The sequence below is a fragment of the Planosporangium mesophilum genome, assembly GCF_016863255.1.
Classification (GTDB): domain Bacteria; phylum Actinomycetota; class Actinomycetes; order Mycobacteriales; family Micromonosporaceae; genus Planosporangium; species Planosporangium mesophilum.
The window spans coordinates 1-18951 of sequence record NZ_BOON01000034.1 but is presented as its reverse complement, the minus strand read 5'-3'; the positions used below and the strand labels follow the sequence as shown (position 1 = coordinate 18951).

The window sequence follows — 18951 nt, the reverse complement described above, 5'->3', positions numbered from 1 at the left end:
CGCTCCGTGATCATGGATAGGTGGGCAGCCGGCCGGCATCACGGGTAGGTTGCTCGGCATGTCCCAGGACTTCGTACCGCTCGCCGAGCACATCGTCGACGCCCTCCTCGAGACCAGTCCGTCGCTGGCTGCCTTCGCCGGCGACCACCGCTTCGACGACCGGCTGCCCGACTACTCGCGCGAGGGGGTCGCGGGCGACGTCGACATGCTGCGGGACGCCTCGGCGGCGCTGTCGCAGGTCGACATCGACGCCCTGGGCCCGCAGGAGCAGGTCGACCACGCGGCGCTGCTCGGCAGGGTCGAGCGGTCGCTGTTCGAGCTGAGCGAGGTACGCGAGCACGAGTGGAACCCGCTCGTGCACAACCCGGGCCACCTGCTGTACGGGTTGATCGCCCGCCCGTTCGCGCCGGCCGAGGAGCGGCTGACCTCGATCGCGGGCCGGCTGTTGGCGATCCCGGACGCCCTCGCGACCGCCCGCGAGGTGCTCACCGACTGCCCGCGCATCCACCTGGAGACGGCCGTCGGGCAGTTCTCCGGTACCACCGCGCTGATCCAGGGTGAGCTGCCGAACCTGATGGCGCAGGCCCCGGCGTTGTCCGAGGCGATCGAACCGCTGCGGCAGCGCGCGATCGCCGCCCTCGGCGAGTTCGTGACCTGGCTGTGTGACCGCGCCGAGGAGGCCGGCGACGGCGGACGGGATCCGCGGCTCGGCCGGCGGCTGTGGGAGGCGCGGCTGTGGCACGCGCTCGACACCGAGCTGCCGGCGTCCGAGATCCTCTCCCGCGCGCGGGCCAACCTGGAGCGGGCCACCGCCGAGCTGCGCGAGGTCGCGACCGAGCTGACCGGCTCGCCCGACATCCGGGCGGCGCTCGACCGGCTCGCCGCCGACCACCCCGACAACACGACGATCGTCGACCTGGCCAAGGTCACCCTCGCCGAGGCGACCGAGTTCGTCGGCCAGCACGAGCTGGTCACGCTCATCGACGACCCGTGCGTGATCATGGAGATGCCGGAGTTCGCCCGGGGGATCGCGGTCGCGTACTGCGACCCGCCGGGGCCGCTGGAGACCGGTGACCTGCCGACGTTCTACTGCATCGCGCCGACGCCGGCCGGCTGGCCGGCGGAGCGGGTGGAGTCGTTCTACCGCGAGTACAACAACCACATGATCCGCAACCTCAGCGTGCACGAGGCGATGCCGGGGCACTTCCTCCAGCTCGCCCACTCGCGCCGGTTCCGCGGCTCCACCCGGGCGCGGGCGCTGGGCTTCTCCGGCCCGTTCGTGGAGGGCTGGGCGGTGTACGCCGAGGAGGTCATGGTCTCCCGCGGCTTCGGCGGCCCGCAGGTCCGCGCCCAGCAGCTCAAGATGCAGCTGCGCATGAGCATCAACGCGATCCTCGACCAGCTCGTGCACTGCGAGGGCATGACCGAGGCCGAGGCGATGACGATGATGCTCGACGAGGGCTTCCAGGAGGAGGGCGAGGCGGCCGGCAAGTGGCGCCGGGCGCTGCTGACCTCGACCCAGCTGTCGACGTACTTCGTCGGGTACACCGAGGTATCGGCGCTCGGCCGGGCCCGGCCGGCGGACGTGCCGGTGCGGGACTGGCACGACCGGATGCTGGCCCACGGCTCACCCGCGCCGCGCCACCTCCGTACGCTGCTGGGCCTTTAGCCGCTAGGGAGCCTTGGGGCGCTGATCGACGACCCGGGCCCGGGCCGGCAGGTCGAACGCGTCGTCGGTGACCGACGCGACGTACCGGATCAGCGAGACCTCCAACGTCTTGCCGTCGACCAGGCCCTTGAACGACCCGAGCACCCCGCCCGACGTGATGCAGGCGTCGAACTGCGAGGCGGCGGAGTTCTCCACGCCCGAGACGCTGATGCAGGTGGCGTGCTCCCCGGCGAGCGTCGTGTCGTGCTGCTCGATCACCGTGTTCGGCGAGAGCGACGCGGACGTGAGCAGCCCGACGACGAGCGTGGGCGGCACCAGGCCGCGCTCGCGCACCGCGCTGAGCAGGGAGAACGTCGTTTCGGTACTGGGGGAGGGCGGCGCGGTCAGGGTGCACGTCGTGCCCCCGGCCTCGAGCCGGCAGTCGGCGGTCGAGTCGCGGGTGGTGGCGAACTTGCCGCCGGGGTACGTGTACGCCGCACGCCTGGGATCCTGTGCCTGCGCGATCGTGGCGCGCTGACCGTCGGCCAGTTGGTAGTCGGCGGTGTAGGTCAGCTCGCTGGCGTGGTCGAGCCGGCTTGCCATCTCGTTGACCAGGTGGGCCCGGCCGATCGCCTGCTGGGCGTCACCGCAGCCGGCGAGGGTGGCGCCGAAGGCGACCGCCACCAGCGCGGTGGCGGCACGTCGACGGAGGTGCCGGAGAGGTATCCGGGGACGCGCGCATGGCATGGCCCATAGCGTGGCCGGTCACCGCGAGTTAACGCAAACCCCGTCCCGGTTTGGTTGTGGGTTGACGGGAGAGTGTGACCGACGGCACATCCGGTGTGATCCGCCAGGTACGCCGACGCGGCCCGCGGGGGCGCCGATAGGCTGCCGAGGTACGCGTGCCGCACCGCCGCGGCGCCCGGGTACCGTCCGACGTCACGCCGGCGGTCTCGATCAGGCGAAGGAGCGCAAGCAGTGGCCACCATCGAGGGAATCGTCGCCCGCGAAATTCTCGACTCGCGGGGTAACCCGACCGTCGAGGTCGAGATCGGGCTCGACGACGGCACCATCGCGCGGGCGGCCGTCCCGTCCGGCGCCTCCACCGGCGCCTTCGAGGCGGTGGAGCTGCGCGACGGCGACCCCAAGCGTTACGGCGGCAAGGGCGTCCAGAAGGCCGTCGACAACGTCACCGAGCGGATCGCGCCCGAGCTGGTCGGGTACGAGGCGAGCGAGCAGCGCGCGATCGACCAGCGCATGATCGAGCTGGACGGTACCCCGGACAAGTCCGAGCTGGGGGCGAACGCGATCCTCGGCGTCTCGCTCGCGGTGGCGAAGGCCGCGGCGGAGTCGGCCGAGCTGAGCCTGTTCCGGTACCTCGGCGGCCCCAACGCGCACGTGCTGCCGGTACCGATGATGAACATCCTCAACGGCGGCGCGCACGCGGACTCCAACGTGGACATCCAGGAGTTCATGATCGCGCCGGTCGGCGCGTCCACCTTCTCCGAGGCGCTGCGGTACGGAGCCGAGGTCTACCACGCGCTCAAGGCGGTGCTGAAGAAGAAGGGCCTCGGTACCGGCCTCGGTGACGAGGGCGGCTTCGCACCCGACCTGCCGGCGAACGCCGCCGCGCTCGACCTGATCGGGGAGGCGGTGCAGGCCGCCGGGTACACCCTCGGCGACGACATCGTCCTCGCACTCGACGTGGCCGGAACCGAGCTGTACCGCGACGGGTCGTACGTGTTCGAGGGCGCGCCCAAGTCGGCCGACGAGATGATCGCCTACTACGCGCGGCTCGTCGACTCGTACCCGATCGTGTCCATCGAGGACCCGCTCGCGGAGGAGGACTGGGCCGGTTGGACCGCGATGACCACCGAGCTGGGCAGCCGCATCCAGATCGTGGGCGACGACCTGTTCGTGACGAACCCGCAGCGCATCGCGCGGGGCATCGCCGAGGGCGCGGCCAACGCCGTCCTCGTCAAGGTCAACCAGATCGGCTCGCTGACGGAGACGTTCGAGGCGGTCGACCTGGCCCACCGCAGCGCGTTCCGCACGATGATGAGCCACCGCTCGGGCGAGACGGAGGACACCACGATCGCCGACCTCGCGGTGGCGGTGGGTTCCGGCCAGATCAAGACCGGCGCGCCGGCCCGGTCGGAGCGGGTCGCCAAGTACAACCAGCTGCTGCGTATCGAGGACGAGCTGGACGACGCGGCGCGGTACGCCGGGCGTGGCGCGTTCCCGCGGTACCGTCAGAGCTGAGGGCATTCACGATCTTGGACACCTGTGCAAGTCACAGGTGTCCCAGATCGCGTAACTGAGGAGGCAGCGCATGCCGCAGCGGCGTACGCCCGGGGGACAGGGCCCCGGCGCACGCGGTGGCAGGGACGTTCGCAGCGCCGGACGGCGGACCGGTGCCAGGGCGGGCGGCCGTACTGAGCCCGCGCGGTTCGGCGGCGCCCGTGGCTCGGTCCGGGGTGGCGCCTCGCGCGCCGCGGGTACGGCTGACTCCCCGCGCGCCGGCAACCGCCCCTCGGCGGTCCGGCGCCCCGCGGTGGCGGGGGCGGCCAAGCGCACCCGGGCACCCCAGCCCCGCCGGTTGACCGGCCGGGCGGCGGTGCTGTGCATGCTGCTGATCGGGCTGCTGCTGGCGTACGCGTACCCGGTGCGGGTTTATCTCTCGCAGCAGAACGAGATCGACCAGTTGGAGAACAGGCAGGCCGCGCAGCGCGCCCGGATCGAGTACCTCAGCGGTGAGCTGGACAAGTGGAACGACGACGAGTACGTCAAGGCGCAGGCGCGCGGGCGGCTGCTGATGCGGATGCCGGGTGACAACAATCTCGTGGTGATCGACAAGGACCGGCCGAAGGCGGACTCGGTGGGCAACATGCCCGCCCCCGGCGCCGGCAACGCCGACCCCTGGTACGGCAAGCTCTGGTCCAGCATCCGCGCGGCGGACCGGGGAGCGAGCTAGTGGTCGACCCGAGCACCGTCGGCCCCCCGACCCGGGAGCCGGTCACCGATGCCGACCTCGCCGTCGTCGCGGCTCAGCTGGGTCGCGTCCCGAGGGGTACCCGGTACGTGGCGCACCGCTGCCCGTGCGGCCGGCCGGACGTGGTCGAGACGACGCCGCGCCTGCCCGACGGCACCCCGTTCCCGACGCTGTTCTACCTCACCTGCCCCCGCGCGGTCGCCGAGTGCAGCCGGCTGGAGTCGGCCGGGGTGATGAAGGAGATGACCCAGCGCCTGGCCGACGACCCGGAGCTGGCCGAGCGGTACCGCGCGTCGCACGAGGACTACCTGACCCGGCGCGAGTCCGTCGGACACGTACCGGAGATCGAGGGCGTATCCGCGGGCGGCATGCCCGGCCGGGTCAAGTGCCTGCACGTCCACCTCGCGCACCGGCTGGCGGTCGGGCCGGGGATCAACCCCATCGGTGACGAGACCCTCGCCCTCGCCGCGGAGTGGTGGGCCGGCGGCCCCTGTGTCGAGAGCTAGGGTTCGGTAGGTGGAGGTCATCATCCGGCGGGCGCGTACCCGTGACGTACGGGGGATCCAGCGCCTGATCGAGACGTACTCCGACGACCGGATCCTGCTGACCAAGGCGGCCGTCGCGCTGTACGAGGACGTACCCGAGTTCTGGGTGGCCGAGCGTACGTCCGACGGGGCGGTGGTCGGCTGCGGCGCCCTGCACGTGATGTGGGAGGACCTCGCCGAGGTGCGCACGGTCGCCGTCGACCCGACCTGCCGGGGCCAGAAGATCGGCGGCCGGATCGTGTCGGAGCTGCTCACGGTCGCGCGGGAGCTGGGCGTGGCGAGGGTGTTCGTGCTGACGTTCCAGACCGAGTTCTTCGGCTCGTTCGGCTTCCGGCCGATCGACGGCACGCCGGTGTCGCCGGCGGTGTACGAGGAGCTGCTGCGCTCGTACGACGAGGGCGTGGCCGAGTTCCTGGACCTGGAGCGGGTCAAGCCGAACACGCTCGGCAACACGCGGATGCTGCTGCACCTTCGATAGGTGGGCGCCGGGCGCCGGGCGCCGTACGCCTGTTCCGCGCGCGCTTTGCTCTGCTCCCGCTCCGGCACCACCTGTAGCGGCGCTACGCCTGCTGCCTATCCGGCAGCAGAGCAAAGCGCGCGGCGGGCACAGGTAGGGTGGGCGGCGTGACGAGGGTTGCCGCGATCGACTGTGGGACGAACTCCATCCGGCTACTGGTGGCGGACCTGGGCGGCGACGGGCTGACCGACGTCGTACGGCGAATGGAGATCGTCCGGCTGGGCCAGGGCGTCGACCGTACCGGCCGGCTGGCCCCGGAGGCGATCGAGCGCACCCGGGTCGCGCTCGCCGACTACGCCGCCCAGATCGAGCAGCTCGGCGCGGAGCGGGTCCGCATGGTCGCCACCAGCGCGACCCGGGACGCCGCCAACGCCGGTGACTTCCGGGCCATGGTGGTCGAGACGCTGGGCGTCGCGCCCGAGGTGGTCAGCGGCGACGAGGAGGCGCGGCTGTCGTTCACCGGCGCCGTACGCGGCCTGCCGGCGGATCTCCCGGCGCCGTACCTGGTGGTGGACATCGGCGGCGGCTCCACCGAGTTCGTGACGGGGCAGGGAGACGGAAGCGTCGACGGAGCGCTCAGCGTGGACATCGGGTGCGTCCGGATGACCGAGCGGCACCTGCACGGCGACCCGCCCACGCCGGAGCAGATCGCGGGCGCCGAGGCCGACATCACCGCCGCCGTCGACCGCGCGCTGGAGGCGGTACGGGGACGCGACACGCGTACGCTCGTCGGGCTCGCCGGCTCCGTGACCACGGTGGCCGCGATCGCGCTGGGGCTGACCGAGTACGACCCGGAGCGCATCCACCACGCCCGCGTCGGGTATGCCGACGTTGCGAAGATCTCCGCCGCCCTGCTCGCGGCCACCCGGGACGAGCGGCTGGCCATCCCGGTGATGCACCCGGGCCGCGCCGACGTCATCGGCGCCGGGGCGCTCATCCTCAAGGTCATCATGCAGCGAGCCGGTGTGGACGCGGTCGTCGCCAGCGAGCACGACATCCTGGACGGGATCGCGTTCAGCCTCCGGTGAGGCGGGCACACCGTCCCTCCTGAGGGGACGGGTGTCGCCTGCGTGGTCCCCAGCGAAGAGGGCCGCATCGCAGGTACTGCGCGCTCAACGACGCCGGCCGCGCCCAGTGGGGCGGGGTTGAGGCGGATGGCGCGCGGTGCTGACACCAGATAGCGTGCGCTGCGGTCGACGTGTACCGGGTCTGGAGGATTTGCCGTGGCCGATGAGGTGATGCTGCCGAAGCCGCGCGCGGAGGCGGGGCCGCCGGCCCAGCCCGACCCGCCGGCCCAGCCCGACCCGCCGGCCCAGCCCGACCCGTCGGCCCAGCCCGACCCGCACGCGCCGGAGATCGGGCAGCGCCCGCCGCGCTGGCGGCGCGCGCTCCCGGTACTCGGCTGGACCGTGGCGGTGGTCGTCGTGGCCGCAGTGGTCTTCGCCGGGGTCAACGTCGCGGTGGGCAACCACTCCGGGACATCACTACGGGCCAAGCCGGGCGACTGCCTGTCCGGCGAGAGTGACAGTGATCTCAAGCGGGTCCCCTGTGGCCACGCCGACGTCCGATGGACGGTCGTCGGGGTGGTGGAGGGCAGGACCCGGCAGGAGGCCACCGAGAACGCGTGCGCAGCCTGGCCCAACGCCGAAGCGTCCTACTGGGAGAGTCGCAATGGGACCAGCGGCTTTGTACTGTGCCTGGGTTCGCGGCCCAGCCCTTAGCTCGCGGCTGCGGGAAACTAGGGTGTGCCCCACGTCTCTCACCGCTTTCGTTCCCGCCGGCACCATGGTTGGCTACCGACCACAACCCCCCTGGCTCTACAGCCAATGAAGACTGACTGACAGGAGGCCGACCGGTGGGCGAAATGGTCAGCTACCCCAGCAACGGCGGGACCAGTGAGGGCTACCTGGCCGTGCCCTCCAGCGGCAGCGGGCCGGCGGTGATCGTCATTCAGGAATGGTGGGGGCTCGTGACCCACATCAAGGAGTTGGCCGACCGGTTCGCCGAGGCCGGCTTCGTCGCTCTCGCGCCCGACCTCTACCACGGCCTCCAGGCCAGCGAGCCCGACGAGGCGGGCAAGCTGATGATGGGGCTGGCGATGGACCAGGCGGCCAAGGACATCGCTGGAGCCGCGGCGTACCTCGCCGGCCGTCCCGACGTCACCGGCCGGGTCGCCGCCGTCGGCTTCTGCATGGGTGGCAGCCTCGCGCTCTGGTCGGCGACCCTGTCCGAGCACGTGGGCGCGGCCGTCGGCTTCTACCCGGCCGTCCCGTGGGAGCGGATGAGCCCGCAGTGGGACAACTACGCCGGCAAGGCCGCGATGATCCACGCCTCCGAGGAGGACGGCACCTGTGCGGCGCCCGGCATCCAGCAGGCCGTACGGGCGATCGAGACGGCCGGTGGCGAGGTCGTCTGCTACGACTACCCGGGTACGCACCACGCGTTCTTCAACGACGACCGGCCCGAGGTCTACGACCGTGAGGCGTCGGCGCTCGCCTGGGCCCGCACGCTCGAGTTCCTGCGCAGCCGGCTTGGCTGAGACAGGCGTAGGCGGTCCGTCCGAGCTCGCTCCGGGCATCGCGGACCTCGCCCGGCTTGACGCCGCGATCTCCGGGTGCCGGGCCTGTCCCCGCCTGGTGGCGTGGCGGGAGGAGGTCGCGGCCACCAAGCGCGCCGCCTTCCGCGACCAGGAGTACTGGGGCAGGCCGGTCCCCGGCTTCGGGCCGCCGGACGCGTCGATCGGCATCCTCGGCCTCGCGCCGGCCGCGCACGGCGGCAACCGTACCGGCCGGATCTTCACCGGGGACCGCTCGGGTGACGTGCTGTTCGCGGCGCTGCACCGTGCCGGCCTGGCCAACCAGCCCACCAGCGTCAGCCGCGACGACGGGCTGGCGCTGGCGCACACCCGGGTGTTCGCGGCGGTCCGCTGCGCGCCGCCCGACAACAAGCCCACGCCGGCCGAGCGCGACACCTGCGCGCCGTGGCTGCACCGTGAGATGGAGCTGGTACGCCCGACGCTGCGGGTCGTGGTGGCGCTGGGTGGCTTCGCCTGGTCGGCGTTCTGGCCGGCGCTGAACTCCGTCTACGGGGTGAGGCCGCCTACGCCGCGTCCCGCATTCGGCCACGGTACGCTCTGGCGTGGATCCGCGGGCGTGCCCGCGCTTCTCGGTTGTTACCACGTCAGCCAACAGAACACCTTTACGGGCCGGCTCACGCCCGCGATGCTGGACGACGTGTTCGCCCGCGCGAAGGACCTCGCCGGGCTCTAGCCACTCGGGGACCCGATGAACCGCCGCGCGCTCGGACGATGGATGCCGCTGCTCGCCGTCGCCGCTCTGCTGGTGGCTGGCGTGACGGCGGCAGCGCTGTCGTCACCGCAGGTGACGCGGATCCCGCTGCCGGCCGAGCGCACCCCGCCGCCGGAGGCGGCGACGGCCGCGGCCGCCGCGACGGCCGCGCCGGTCGCGTCCGACGAGATTCCGGGTGCAGCCACCCATCAGCTTCCCGCCTGGCTCACCCAGGTCGTGGCCGGGCTCTGCCTGGCGTTCGCCCTCGCCGTCGTCGGCATGCTGGTCTGGTACATGGTCCGCGACCGGGTCCGGGTGCGCTCCGCGCCGCTGGTGGAGGCCCGGCAGGCGGCCGCAGCCGGTACCGAGGAGGTGGTCGCGGCGCTGGACGCGGGGCTGGAGCGGCTCAGTGACTCCGACGCCGACCCGCGCCGCGCGGTCATCGCCTGCTGGGTCCGGCTGGAGGAGGCGGCGGCCGCCGCCGGTACGCCCCGCCACCCGGATGACACCTCCACCGAGCTGGTCGCCCGCCTGCTCGGCGCCCACCGGGTCAGCCGGCCGGCCCTCGACGAGTTCGCCGCCGTGTACCGGGAGGCGCGCTACGCCACCCACGGAGTCGACGAGCGGATGCGGGCCTCGGCGGTACGTTCGCTGGGCCTGCTGCGCGACGAGCTGACCGCCGACCGGAGCGAGCAGACCGCTGACGGGACCGCCGAACTGCCCGCGCACCAGGAGGTGGGCTGATGGCGCGCGAGCGGGTTGTCGGCATCGACGAGTTGCTCGGCGGAGAGCCCGAACCGGAGGGCCCGCCACGGCCGGCGCGGCCGGAACCGGCCGGCACCCTCGCGTCCGGACTGTTCTGGACGGTAGTGGTCGCGGCGATCACGGCCGGGGCGGCGTACGTGGTGCTGGCGGCGACCGGCGTCAAGGTACCGTACGTTCTGCTCTTCTCGCTGTTCTGCGCCCTGCTCGCGCTGCGCCGGGCGATCAGGACGGTCGAGGCCCCGAAGCTGACCGTCGGTGCTCCGGCCGGGTCGTCCGACCCGGCGCGGATCGACCCGACCCGGGTGGCAGACGGGATGGAGTTGGCGTTGGCGCGCTGGGACACCCGGCTGGGGTGGAGCGAGCGCGACCCGCACCGGTTCATGTCGGTGGTACGCCCCCGGCTGGCGGATATCGCCGAGGAGCGGCTGCGCCAGCGACACGGTGTCACGAGGGACACCGATCCGCGGCGGGCGCGGCAGTTGCTGGGTGAGCGACTATGGACGTTCCTGTTCGAGCCGCTCACGCGCATCCCGAACCCTCGGGAACTGGCAGCCGTGGTGGACGACGTGGAGAAGTTGTGAACAGGGCCGGCGAGTACGGCCGACAAGGAGGCCCAGTGAACGTCCCAGCACTACCCCCGCAGGAGGTGGGCCGGCTGGGCCGTGCCGTGCTCGACGCGGTCGGCACCGTGGTGGTCGGCAAGCGGGAGCCGCTGGAGATGGTGCTGGCCGGCGTCCTCGCCGGGGGTCACGTACTGCTGGAGGACCTGCCCGGGCTCGGAAAGACCCTGGCCGCACGGTCGTTCGCCCAGGTGCTGGGCATCGAGTTCCGGCGCCTGCAGTTCACCCCGGACCTGCTGCCCGCCGACGTGACCGGCTCGTTCCTGTACGACCAGCGCACGCACGAATTCTCGTTCCGCCCCGGCCCGGTCTTCACCAACATGCTGCTCGCCGACGAGATCAACCGCACTCCGCCGAAGACGCAGGCGGCGCTGCTGGAGGCGATGCAGGAGAAGCAGGTCTCCGTGGAGGGCACCACGTACCGCCTGGAGGCGCCGTTCCACGTGCTGGCCACGGCCAACCCGATCGAGTACGAGGGCACGTACCCGCTGCCGGAGGCGCAGCTCGACCGGTTCCTGCTGCGGGTGTCGTTCGGCTACCCCGACCGCGACGAGGAGTGGGAGGTACTGCGCCGGCGCATCGACCGGCGCCGCGAGGAGGCCGTGCTGCGCCCCGTGGTGGACGCGCGGACGCTGCTGGCGATGCAGGCCGCGCTGGAGGACGTGGCGGTGGAGGACTCGATCGGCCGGTACGTTGTCGACCTGGCCGCCGCGACCCGTGCCCACCCCCAGGTGCTGGTGGGCGCGTCGCCGCGCGGGTCGCTCGCGCTGCTGCTGCTGTCGCGGGCCCGGGCCGCTCTCGCCGGCCGCGACTACGTGATCCCCGAGGACGTCAAGTACGTGGCGGTCCCGGCGCTGGCCCACCGCATCACGCTGCGACCGGAGATGTGGCTGCGCCGCATCGACCCGGCGACGATCGTGGCCGAGGTCGTGGCCGCCACGCCCGCGCCGGCCAGCGGCGCCGTACCGACCTATGCCGGTGCCGCGCCCGGCGGCGATACCGGGTACCGGTACAACACGCCGAGAGGCTGAGCCATGACCGACGCCTGGGTGCCCACCCGCGCGTTCGGCCGGGCGATCCTGATGACCGGGCTGCTGGTGCTCGTCGCCGTGCTCACCGGCCGGTACGACCTGGTCGTCCTCGCCGCGCCGTTCGCGCTGGGCACCGCGCTGTCGTTGCGGCGGCGGCCGACTTCGCTGCCGGCCCCCGAATTGTCCACGTTCGACGGGAGGATCGTCGAGGGCGACGACTTCGCGGTACGGGTGAGTGTGGCCAACCCCGACCCGGTCGGGCTCGACCTGATCCTGTTCCGGCTGTCGCTGCCCCGCTGGGTGCGGGTGCGCCGGGGCGACCACCCGTACGCGGCGCCGGCCGACGCCGGCAGCCTCGCCGAGATCGAACTCGAGGGCACCGCCCTGCGTTGGGGCCGGCACGCCCTCGGCCCGCTCGCGGTGCACGGGGTGGCCTGCGACGGGTTGCTCGTGACGCTGCGGCTGGATTGCGAGCCGCTGCCGATCAGGGCCTACCCGATGACCGACCCGTTCCGCGCCGACGAGGCGATGCCGCGCGCCGCCGGCCTGATCGGGCAGCACCACTCCCGCCGGCCCGGCGAAGGCGGCGAGCTGGCCGGGGTGCGGGAGTTCGCGCCCGGCGACCGGCTGCGCCGCATCGACTGGCGGGTGACGCTGCGGACCCGGCGGGTCCACGTCGTGTCGACGCTCTCCGACCGCGACGCCGAGGTCGTCCTGCTGCTGGACGTGCTGCATGAGGCGGGGGAGTCCGGCGGTACCGGGGGAGCGGCGTCGGTGATGGACACGACCGTCCGCGCCGCGGCCGGGATCGCCGAGCACTACCTGCACCGCGGCGACCGGGTGGCGATGCTGGAGTACGGGTTCCGGCCGCGCCGGCTGCGCCCGGCGACCGGCCGCCGCCAGTACCTGACCGTGCTCGAATGGCTGCTCGACGCCAAGCCGTCCAGCGGCGCGTACGAGCAGGACGCCGGGGCGTTCGGCGCCCACCTGCTCAACGCGAACGCGCTCGTCATCGTGCTGACCCCGCTGCTGGACCAGCGCTCCGCCGCGATGATCGCGGGGCTGGCCCGTTCCGGCCGTTTCGTCGTGGCGGTCGACACGCTGCCGCCCGACCTGCGGCCGGCGACCGACACCGGCTGGGGGCCGCTGGCGTACCGACTGTGGCGGATGAGCCGGGAGAACGTGGTCGGGCTGCTGCGCGAGCACGGCGTCCCGGTGGTCGCCTGGGCCGGCGCCGGCAGCCTCGACCAGGTGCTGCGCGACGTCGCGCGGATGGCGACCGGACCGAAGGCGTTCCTCCGATGAACCACCGACCGGGGGTGGCGGACCGGCTGGATTCGTTGCGGCGGCGCACCCGCCGCATCACGCCCGGCACGGTGCTGGTACGCGGTGGGGCGTTCGTGTTCGCGGCCGCCGCCCTGCTGGTCGCCGTCCCCGCCGGGGTACTGGTGATGCCCGCCGCGGCGGTGGTGCTGGTCGCGGGCGCGGCGGGGGCGGCGTTGGCGCCGCGTACCCGGCTCACCACGATCGTGCTGCTGCTGGCGGTCGTCGGCTGGCTGGCTGCCACGACGGCGTACGGAGAGCCGGTGACCCTGACCCGGTTGGTGGCGCTGTCGAGCCTGCTTTACCTGACGCACACCACGACGGCGCTGGCCGCGGTGCTGCCCTACGACACGATTGTCGCGCCGTCGGTGCTGCTGCGGTGGCTCACCCGTACCGTCGTGGTGCTGGCCGCGAGCGCCGGCTTCGCGGTGGCGGCGGTGCTGGGGGTGCAGGCCGCCGGCGGCCGGGCCTATCTGGGCGCCGCGGTCGTGGGGGTGCTGCTGGTGGCGGCGCTGGCGGCGCTGCTGGCGATGCTGCGGCGGCGCTGACCTCCACAGTGGACGGGAGTAACTGGCGACAGTTACGGGGCGGCGCGGCGGGTGCCTCCTTCGGTATGTTGACCCCTGCCTTGCCCGTCCCCCCGGGAGGTGCTTCGTGCGCCGAGCCTCGGTCGTCTTCTCGCTTCTGGTCGCTGCTGTCCTGGTCGCGACCGGCTGCGGCAGGTCCCCCGGCGTGCGGGCGGCCGGCGCCCACCCGTTGACGCCGGCGAGCGCGGCGCCGTTCTCCACCTCGTCACCGTCGATCGGGTCGCACGGGTCGCGCTCCGCCAGGCTGGGAGGGGAGGCCGCCGCGGCGCCGGAGGCGCCCGCCCCGCCCCCGCACGGCGCCGCGGCACCCGTGCCGGATCGGGCCGAGGGGCACGGGCCCGGTGGATCGATGACCACCATGGGCTCGGACGCCGTCGCGCTGACCTTCGACGACGGGCCGGACCCGAAGAGCACCATGGACCTGCTGGACCTGCTCCGGGAGCAGGGGGTGAAGGCGACGTTCTGCGTCGTCGGCTTCCGGGTGCGCGACCATCCCGAGGTGGTCCGGCGGATCGCCGCGGAGGGGCACACCCTGTGCAACCACTCGTGGCAGCACCTGCAGAACCTGGCTCAGCGTGACGACAGCTACCTGATGTGGGACCTGGAGTCGACCAACGCCGCGATCCGCGCCGCGGCGCCCGGCGCCCGGATCGAGTACTTCCGGGCGCCGTACGGGAACTTCACGCCCCGGCTGGTCGCCTTCGCCGAGCGGTTCGGCATGAAGTCGATCTACTGGAGCGTCGACGACCAGTGCTGGCTGACCGCCAGGTACGGCGTCGGGCCCGCCATGACCAGCCACATCACGTCGGTCGTGCAGCGCGAAACCCGGCGCGGCGGGATCATCCTGTCCCACGAGGCCGGCAAGCCGCACACGATCGCCACGTACCGGTCGTTGGTGCCCTGGTTGAAGGCCAATTTCAACCTCATCGCGCTGCCGACGAGCCAGCCGCCGGCCCGCCCGGAGGGTCGGCGGGCATCGTGACGCCACGTGGGCGGGGTCCCGGCGCAAGGCCCCGCGTCACCCGTGATGCGTGACAATTCCTGCGGCAGTACGCGCGCCACGGCGAGAGGATGGGAACGTGGCTGCCAAACGGATCCTTGTCGTCGGCGCCGGGCATGTCGGGCTCTACGCCGCGCTGAGACTGTCGAAGAAGGTCAAGCGCGGTGAGGCCGAGGTGATCGTGGTCGATCCCCAGCCCCACATGACCTACCAGCCGTTCCTGCCGGAGGCGGCGGCCGGCAACATCTCGCCGCGGCACGCGGTGGTGACGCTGCGCCGCGCGCTGAAGAGGAACTGCCGAATCATGGCCGGCGAGGTCACCGAGATCAACCACGCCGACAAGGTCGCGACCGTACAGCCGATCATCGGGCCGGAGCGCCAGGTCTCCTACGACCACGTGATCGTCGCGCCCGGCAGCGTGTCACGGACCCTGCCCATCCCGGGTCTGCGGGAGCACGCGGTCGGCTTCAAGACCATCGGCGAGGCGATCTTCCTTCGCAACCACGTCCTGGAGCGGCTCGACGTCGCCGCGACCACCGCCGACCCCGCCACCCGCGCGTGCGCGCTCACGTTCGTGTTCGTCGGTGGCGGGTACGCGGGCATCGAGGCCCTGGCCGAGATGGAGGACATGGCCCGGGACGCGCTGCGCTACTACCCGGAGCTCGAGGCGGCGGACATGCGCTGGGTGCTGGTCGAGGCCATCCACCGGATCCTGCCGGAGGTCGACCCGGACATGGGCGCGTACACCGTCCAGCAGCTCCAAAAGCGCGGCCTCGACATCCGGCTCGACACCCGGCTGGAGTCCTGCGTCGGCGGCATGGTCAAGCTCAGCGACGGCGACAGCTTCAGGGCCGACACGATCGTGTGGACCGCCGGCGTCAAGCCGCACCCGATGCTCGACCGCACCGACCTGCCGCGCGACGACCGGCGGCGGGTCACCTGCCTCCCGACGCTGCAGGTGGTCGACGCCGAGGGCGAGGTCGTGCCGGGGGCCTGGAGCGGCGGCGACTGCTCGGCCGTACCCGACCTCGCCGCCGACCGGCCGGGCGTGCTGTGCTCGCCGAGCGCCCAGCACGCGGTACGCCAGGCCACCCGGATGGCCGACAACATCCTGGCCGTCATCCGGGGCAGTGAACCCAAGGAGTACCGGCACCGGCACGTCGGCTCGGTGGCGAGCCTCGGCCTGCACAAGGGCGTCGCCCAGGTGTACGGGGTCAAGCTCACCGGCTTCCCGGCGTGGTTCATGCACCGGGCGTACCACATGAGCCGGATCCCGAGCGTGAACCGCCGGGTACGGGTGGTCGTCGACTGGACCCTCGCCCTGTTCCTCAAGCGGGAGGTGGTCTCGCTCGGCGAACTGCACCAGCCGCGGGAGCCGTTCACCGATGTCACCCCGCCGGTGCAGCCCAAGGACGCGCTGGCCGTCAAGTAGGGGCCGACCCCTACCGGGGCTCGAACCGCCAGACGGTCACGTCGACGTCGTGCTGTCCCGGGCCGAACAGGGCCTCCAGCGTCTGGCGTAGTTCGGCCCCGTGCGGCTGGTCCCGGTCGGCCAGGACCAGGCAGGACGCGTTCCAGTACGCGAGGTCGTCGCGCGCCGCGGCCCGGTCGTTGTCCGTGATCTCCGGTACCGTCCCGGTGCTCTCGACGTCGTTGAACAGCTGCGAGGTCGGTCGCGAGTAGATGCCGATGGAGGCCTGGCCGCCCGCCGCGTACGGCCCGATGAAGAAGCCCTCGGGGATGGCGAAGGCGACGTCGGTCGCCGCCGGCCAGCGCATCTTGTCCGGCTTCGCGGGGTTGGGGAGCGGTACCGGTACGAGCACGCCACCGGGGCGTACGCAGCCTCGCCAGTGGCCCTCGGTGAAGAACCTGGGCACCGGCGGGCGCTCGGCGGTGGGCAGCGGCTTCGGTACGACCGGCAGCAGGGCCAGGGCCAGCACCGCCGGTACGGCGAGGCGCACCTGCCGGCGGCCGTCGCGCAGGGCCCGGTCGAGCGCCCCTGCCAGCACGATCGCCATGACCGGAATCAGGACCAGGGCGAACCGGGTCGGCAGCGCCCCGTCGATCACCGGCACCCCCTGGAGCAGCCGGTACGGGCCGCCCTGCCCGGTGCGCACCCCGTTGACGGCGACGTACGGTCCGAGCGCGAGCGCGGCCATCACCAGCCCCGTCGCCGCGCTGGCGAGCACCGCCGGCCGCCGCCACAGCCAGAGCGTGGCCGCGACGGTGACCAGCAGCAGCGGTACGCCGAAGAACGTGTTGTACTCGGCCGGGCCGCTGACCAGCCGCTCCGCCTCGGGTGAGCCGAACCACGTCAGCGGCGAGAACGTCCAGAAGCCGGCCAGGTCGGCCACGAAGAAGTCGGGGGAGAACGGGCCGTTGGGTACGTGCTGCGCCCCGGCGAACTGCACCGTCAGCGGGTGGGCCAGGGCGACCAGGGCGGCGCCCGCCGCGACCGCGAGGCCGGCCAGCAGCGGTCCGGCCGCACGCCGGGCGCGCTTCGGCGCGATCAGCACGTAGGCCAGGCAGAACAGCGCGAGCGTCGCCGCCGTGAGGAACAGCACCTCCTCGCCGAGGAAGAGCTGCACGGTCACGACCGCGGCGAGGAGCAGGCCGGTGCCGCCCACCCGGCGCGCCCATCGGCCGGCGGGCAGGTCGCCGGGGGTACGGGCGAGCCGCAGCACGGTCCAGACGATCACCGGTACCAGCCACTGCGAGGTCATGTGCAGGTGGGCGTTGGCCTGGGAGATCATGCCCGGGGTGTACGCGCAGAACGCCCCGCCCAGTGCGGCGGCCCCCCGGTGCAGTCGCAGGGTGCGGCTGAGCAGCAGGTACCAGGCGATCCCGGTGGCCGCGAGGTTGCCGGCCAGCCCGACGGCGAAGCTGACCGGGGCGCCGAACGCGTACGTGATCGGCGCGAGCAGCGCGCCGAGTACGGTCATCGACGCGTTGCTGAGCAGGTTGATCCCGTCCGGTGCGTTGAGCAGGTGGGTGACCAGGTGCAGGTCGCCGGTCCAGAAGCGGGCGCCGAGCGCCAGCAGCCACTCGACCAGCGCCTGGTCGCCCGGATTGAGGGCCAATGCCCGCTTCTCTGGGTGCGCGAGAAGGCCATAGGTGAGAGACACCGCAGCGAGCACGAACGCTGCGCAGATCCCGAGATCGGCCAGAAGGCCTCGGCGGCGGGCCGGTACGGAGGGGACGGCCTGGGCCGGTTCCGCTCGACCGGTGGCTTCGCTCGCCTGGTCAGCGCCCCCGGCATCCTCCGCCTGTGGCGACAGGGTGGTCACCCGGACGACGGTAACCCGGACCGGTAAGCCAATGTGCACTCGGTCCCGCACCCGTTACCGTGAAGCCATTCGCCTACCGGCCCGGGTGGTGGAACGGCAGACACGGCCGCCTTAAAAGCGGCTGCCGCAAGGCGTGCGGGTTCGACCCCCGCCCCGGGCACCATATTTTTCGTCGAGCCGCTCTTGCGCGGCGACGGTAATCTTGACACGTCATCGTTCGTGCCCTGGGAGGCCGTCAGTGGAGAGTTCCAATCCGGTTCTGACCCGGCTCGGTGAGGCGGCGTCGCGGGAGCGCGTCTCCGGCTACGCCACCGACCGCTTCATGTCCCTCGACGACGTCGTCGTCCGTACCGTCGGGTTGGTCCTCCTCACGGCCGCCAGCGCCGCCGTGAGCTGGAACTTGTTCACCGGCCCGACCGCGATGCTGGCCGCCTTCGGCTCGATGCTGGCCGGCCTGGTGCTGGGGCTGGTCATCTCGTTCGCCCGCATCACCAACCCGTTCGTCATCGGCGCCTACGCGGTGGTCGAGGGCGTGCTGCTCGGCATGGTCAGCAGGGCCTTCGAGATCAGGTACGGCGGCATCGTGGTCCAGGCCGTCGTCGGCACGCTCGGCGTGTTCGCCGGCATGGCCGTCCTGTACAAGATGCGGGTGCTGCGCGCCACGCCCAAGTTCACCCGGTTCGTCATCGGCGCCATGATCGGCGTGGTCGTGCTCAGCCTGGTCAACTGGATCGTGGCGATGTTCGGCGGCAACCTCGGCCTGATCGAGTACGGCGTGGACGGCAAGGTCGGCTGGCTGCCGATCGTCTTCAGCCTGGTCTGCATCGGCGTCGGCGCGCTGACGTTCATCCTCGACTTCGACCAGATCGAGCAGAGCGTCCGCTACGGGCTGCCGGTGAAGTACTCGTGGTACTGCGCCTTCGGCCTGCTCGTCGGCCTGATCTTCCTGTACTGGCAGATCCTGCGGCTCCTGGGCTACCTGCGCCGGTGACCGCTGAGTTCGACCGGGCGGTCGACAGGCTGCTCAACCACGTGTCGCACTGGACGCCGCCCCGCTGGGCGGCGCCCGGTGCGCCGGGGGCCGGCTCGCGGGCGGACATGATGCACGAGTTGGTCCAGCGCCTCGCCGATCTCGCGGCCGACGCCGAGCGGTTGCCGCGCCGGACCGTACCGCGCCTGGAGAATCTGCTGGGGCTGCCTGACCAGTTGCGGGTGATCGCGGCCGACCTGCGCGTGGCGAACCCCGACGACGAGACGTTCGCGACCGCGGCGGAACTCGTCAACACGACCAACACGAGCATCGACCAGCATTGACGTTCTCCCCGCCCTAAAGGACGGGGATTCCCTCC

Annotated in this window: 20 protein-coding genes and 1 tRNA gene; 19 read left to right on the top strand and 2 right to left on the bottom strand. The window is 72.5% G+C overall.

The window, feature by feature from the left end; translation table 11 throughout:
* Positions 1-58 precede the first annotated feature (58 nt).
* Positions 59-1669, top strand: a complete 1611-nt coding sequence (locus Pme01_RS18515) for a DUF885 domain-containing protein (RefSeq protein WP_168116282.1) — start codon at positions 59-61, stop codon at positions 1667-1669.
* A gap of 3 nt (positions 1670-1672) precedes the next feature.
* On the opposite strand, the gene Pme01_RS18510 is transcribed toward Pme01_RS18515, so the two are convergent.
* Entirely contained in the window at positions 1673-2395 is a 723-nt protein-coding gene (locus Pme01_RS18510) for a hypothetical protein (protein WP_168116283.1), read from the bottom strand.
* A gap of 231 nt (positions 2396-2626) precedes the next feature.
* Between Pme01_RS18510 and eno the strand changes: the two genes are divergently transcribed.
* The 15 genes from eno (at position 2627) to Pme01_RS18435 (ending at position 15747) form a co-directional block, all read left to right on the top strand.
* Positions 2627-3910, top strand: a complete 1284-nt coding sequence (gene eno / locus Pme01_RS18505; RefSeq protein WP_168116284.1) for a phosphopyruvate hydratase — start codon at positions 2627-2629, stop codon at positions 3908-3910.
* Between the two features lie 70 nt (positions 3911-3980).
* Positions 3981-4622 carry a septum formation initiator family protein gene (locus Pme01_RS18500; RefSeq protein ID WP_168116285.1) on the top strand — a complete coding sequence of 214 codons (642 nt, stop codon included), beginning with the start codon at positions 3981-3983 and terminating at the stop codon, positions 4620-4622.
* Positions 4622-5146, top strand: a complete 525-nt coding sequence (locus Pme01_RS18495) for a DUF501 domain-containing protein (RefSeq protein WP_168116286.1) — start codon at positions 4622-4624, stop codon at positions 5144-5146. Before Pme01_RS18500 ends, Pme01_RS18495 begins: the two co-directional genes overlap by 1 nt.
* A 10-nt stretch (positions 5147-5156) precedes the next feature.
* Positions 5157-5663, top strand: a complete 507-nt coding sequence (locus Pme01_RS18490; protein ID WP_168116287.1) for an amino-acid N-acetyltransferase — start codon at positions 5157-5159, stop codon at positions 5661-5663.
* 146 nt (positions 5664-5809) lie between these two features.
* A complete protein-coding gene (locus tag Pme01_RS18485; RefSeq protein WP_168116288.1) occupies positions 5810-6730 on the top strand; it encodes a Ppx/GppA phosphatase family protein in 921 nt (306 codons plus the stop codon).
* A gap of 195 nt (positions 6731-6925) precedes the next feature.
* On the top strand, positions 6926-7423 hold the full coding sequence (locus Pme01_RS18480; protein ID WP_168116289.1) for an LppU/SCO3897 family protein: 498 nt from the start codon (positions 6926-6928) through the stop codon (positions 7421-7423).
* A 134-nt stretch (positions 7424-7557) separates the two neighbouring features.
* On the top strand, positions 7558-8241 hold the full coding sequence (locus Pme01_RS18475) for a dienelactone hydrolase family protein (protein WP_168116290.1): 684 nt from the start codon (positions 7558-7560) through the stop codon (positions 8239-8241).
* On the top strand, positions 8234-8971 hold the full coding sequence (locus Pme01_RS18470) for a uracil-DNA glycosylase (protein ID WP_168116291.1): 738 nt from the start codon (positions 8234-8236) through the stop codon (positions 8969-8971). The genes Pme01_RS18475 and Pme01_RS18470 overlap by 8 nt, the downstream gene beginning before the upstream one ends.
* Positions 8972-8986: 15 nt before the next feature.
* Entirely contained in the window at positions 8987-9733 is a 747-nt protein-coding gene (locus Pme01_RS18465; RefSeq protein ID WP_168116292.1) for a DUF4129 domain-containing protein, read from the top strand.
* Positions 9733-10335 (top strand): hypothetical protein, encoded by a 603-nt coding sequence (locus Pme01_RS18460; protein ID WP_168116293.1) that lies wholly within the window; start codon positions 9733-9735, stop codon positions 10333-10335. Before Pme01_RS18465 ends, Pme01_RS18460 begins: the two co-directional genes overlap by 1 nt.
* 35 nt (positions 10336-10370) lie before the next feature.
* Positions 10371-11405 (top strand): AAA family ATPase, encoded by a 1035-nt coding sequence (locus Pme01_RS18455; protein ID WP_239088313.1) that lies wholly within the window; start codon positions 10371-10373, stop codon positions 11403-11405.
* 3 nt (positions 11406-11408) lie between these two features.
* On the top strand, positions 11409-12710 hold the full coding sequence (locus Pme01_RS18450) for a DUF58 domain-containing protein (protein ID WP_168116295.1): 1302 nt from the start codon (positions 11409-11411) through the stop codon (positions 12708-12710).
* Positions 12707-13276, top strand: a complete 570-nt coding sequence (locus tag Pme01_RS18445) for a hypothetical protein (RefSeq protein ID WP_168116296.1) — start codon at positions 12707-12709, stop codon at positions 13274-13276. The genes Pme01_RS18450 and Pme01_RS18445 overlap by 4 nt, the downstream gene beginning before the upstream one ends.
* A 106-nt stretch (positions 13277-13382) precedes the next feature.
* Positions 13383-14297 carry a polysaccharide deacetylase family protein gene (locus tag Pme01_RS18440; protein ID WP_239088312.1) on the top strand — a complete coding sequence of 305 codons (915 nt, stop codon included), beginning with the start codon at positions 13383-13385 and terminating at the stop codon, positions 14295-14297.
* A 97-nt stretch (positions 14298-14394) separates the two neighbouring features.
* Positions 14395-15747, top strand: a complete 1353-nt coding sequence (locus Pme01_RS18435; RefSeq protein ID WP_168116297.1) for an NAD(P)/FAD-dependent oxidoreductase — start codon at positions 14395-14397, stop codon at positions 15745-15747.
* A gap of 10 nt (positions 15748-15757) precedes the next feature.
* Here the strand turns inward: Pme01_RS18435 and Pme01_RS18430 are convergent, their stop codons facing one another.
* A complete protein-coding gene (locus Pme01_RS18430) occupies positions 15758-17395 on the bottom strand; it encodes a hypothetical protein (protein ID WP_168116298.1) in 1638 nt (545 codons plus the stop codon).
* Between the two features lie 286 nt (positions 17396-17681).
* On the opposite strand from Pme01_RS18430, the gene Pme01_RS18425 reads away from it, so the two are divergent.
* From Pme01_RS18425 to Pme01_RS18415, 3 genes are all read left to right on the top strand, one after another.
* Positions 17682-17765, top strand: a tRNA-Leu gene (locus Pme01_RS18425).
* Positions 17766-17840: 75 nt separating this feature from the next.
* Positions 17841-18593, top strand: coding sequence for a Bax inhibitor-1/YccA family protein (locus Pme01_RS18420; protein WP_168116299.1), 753 nt, complete (start codon positions 17841-17843; stop codon positions 18591-18593).
* On the top strand, positions 18590-18916 hold the full coding sequence (locus Pme01_RS18415) for a hypothetical protein (protein ID WP_168116300.1): 327 nt from the start codon (positions 18590-18592) through the stop codon (positions 18914-18916). Before Pme01_RS18420 ends, Pme01_RS18415 begins: the two co-directional genes overlap by 4 nt.
* The last annotated feature ends 35 nt before the right edge of the window (positions 18917-18951 follow it).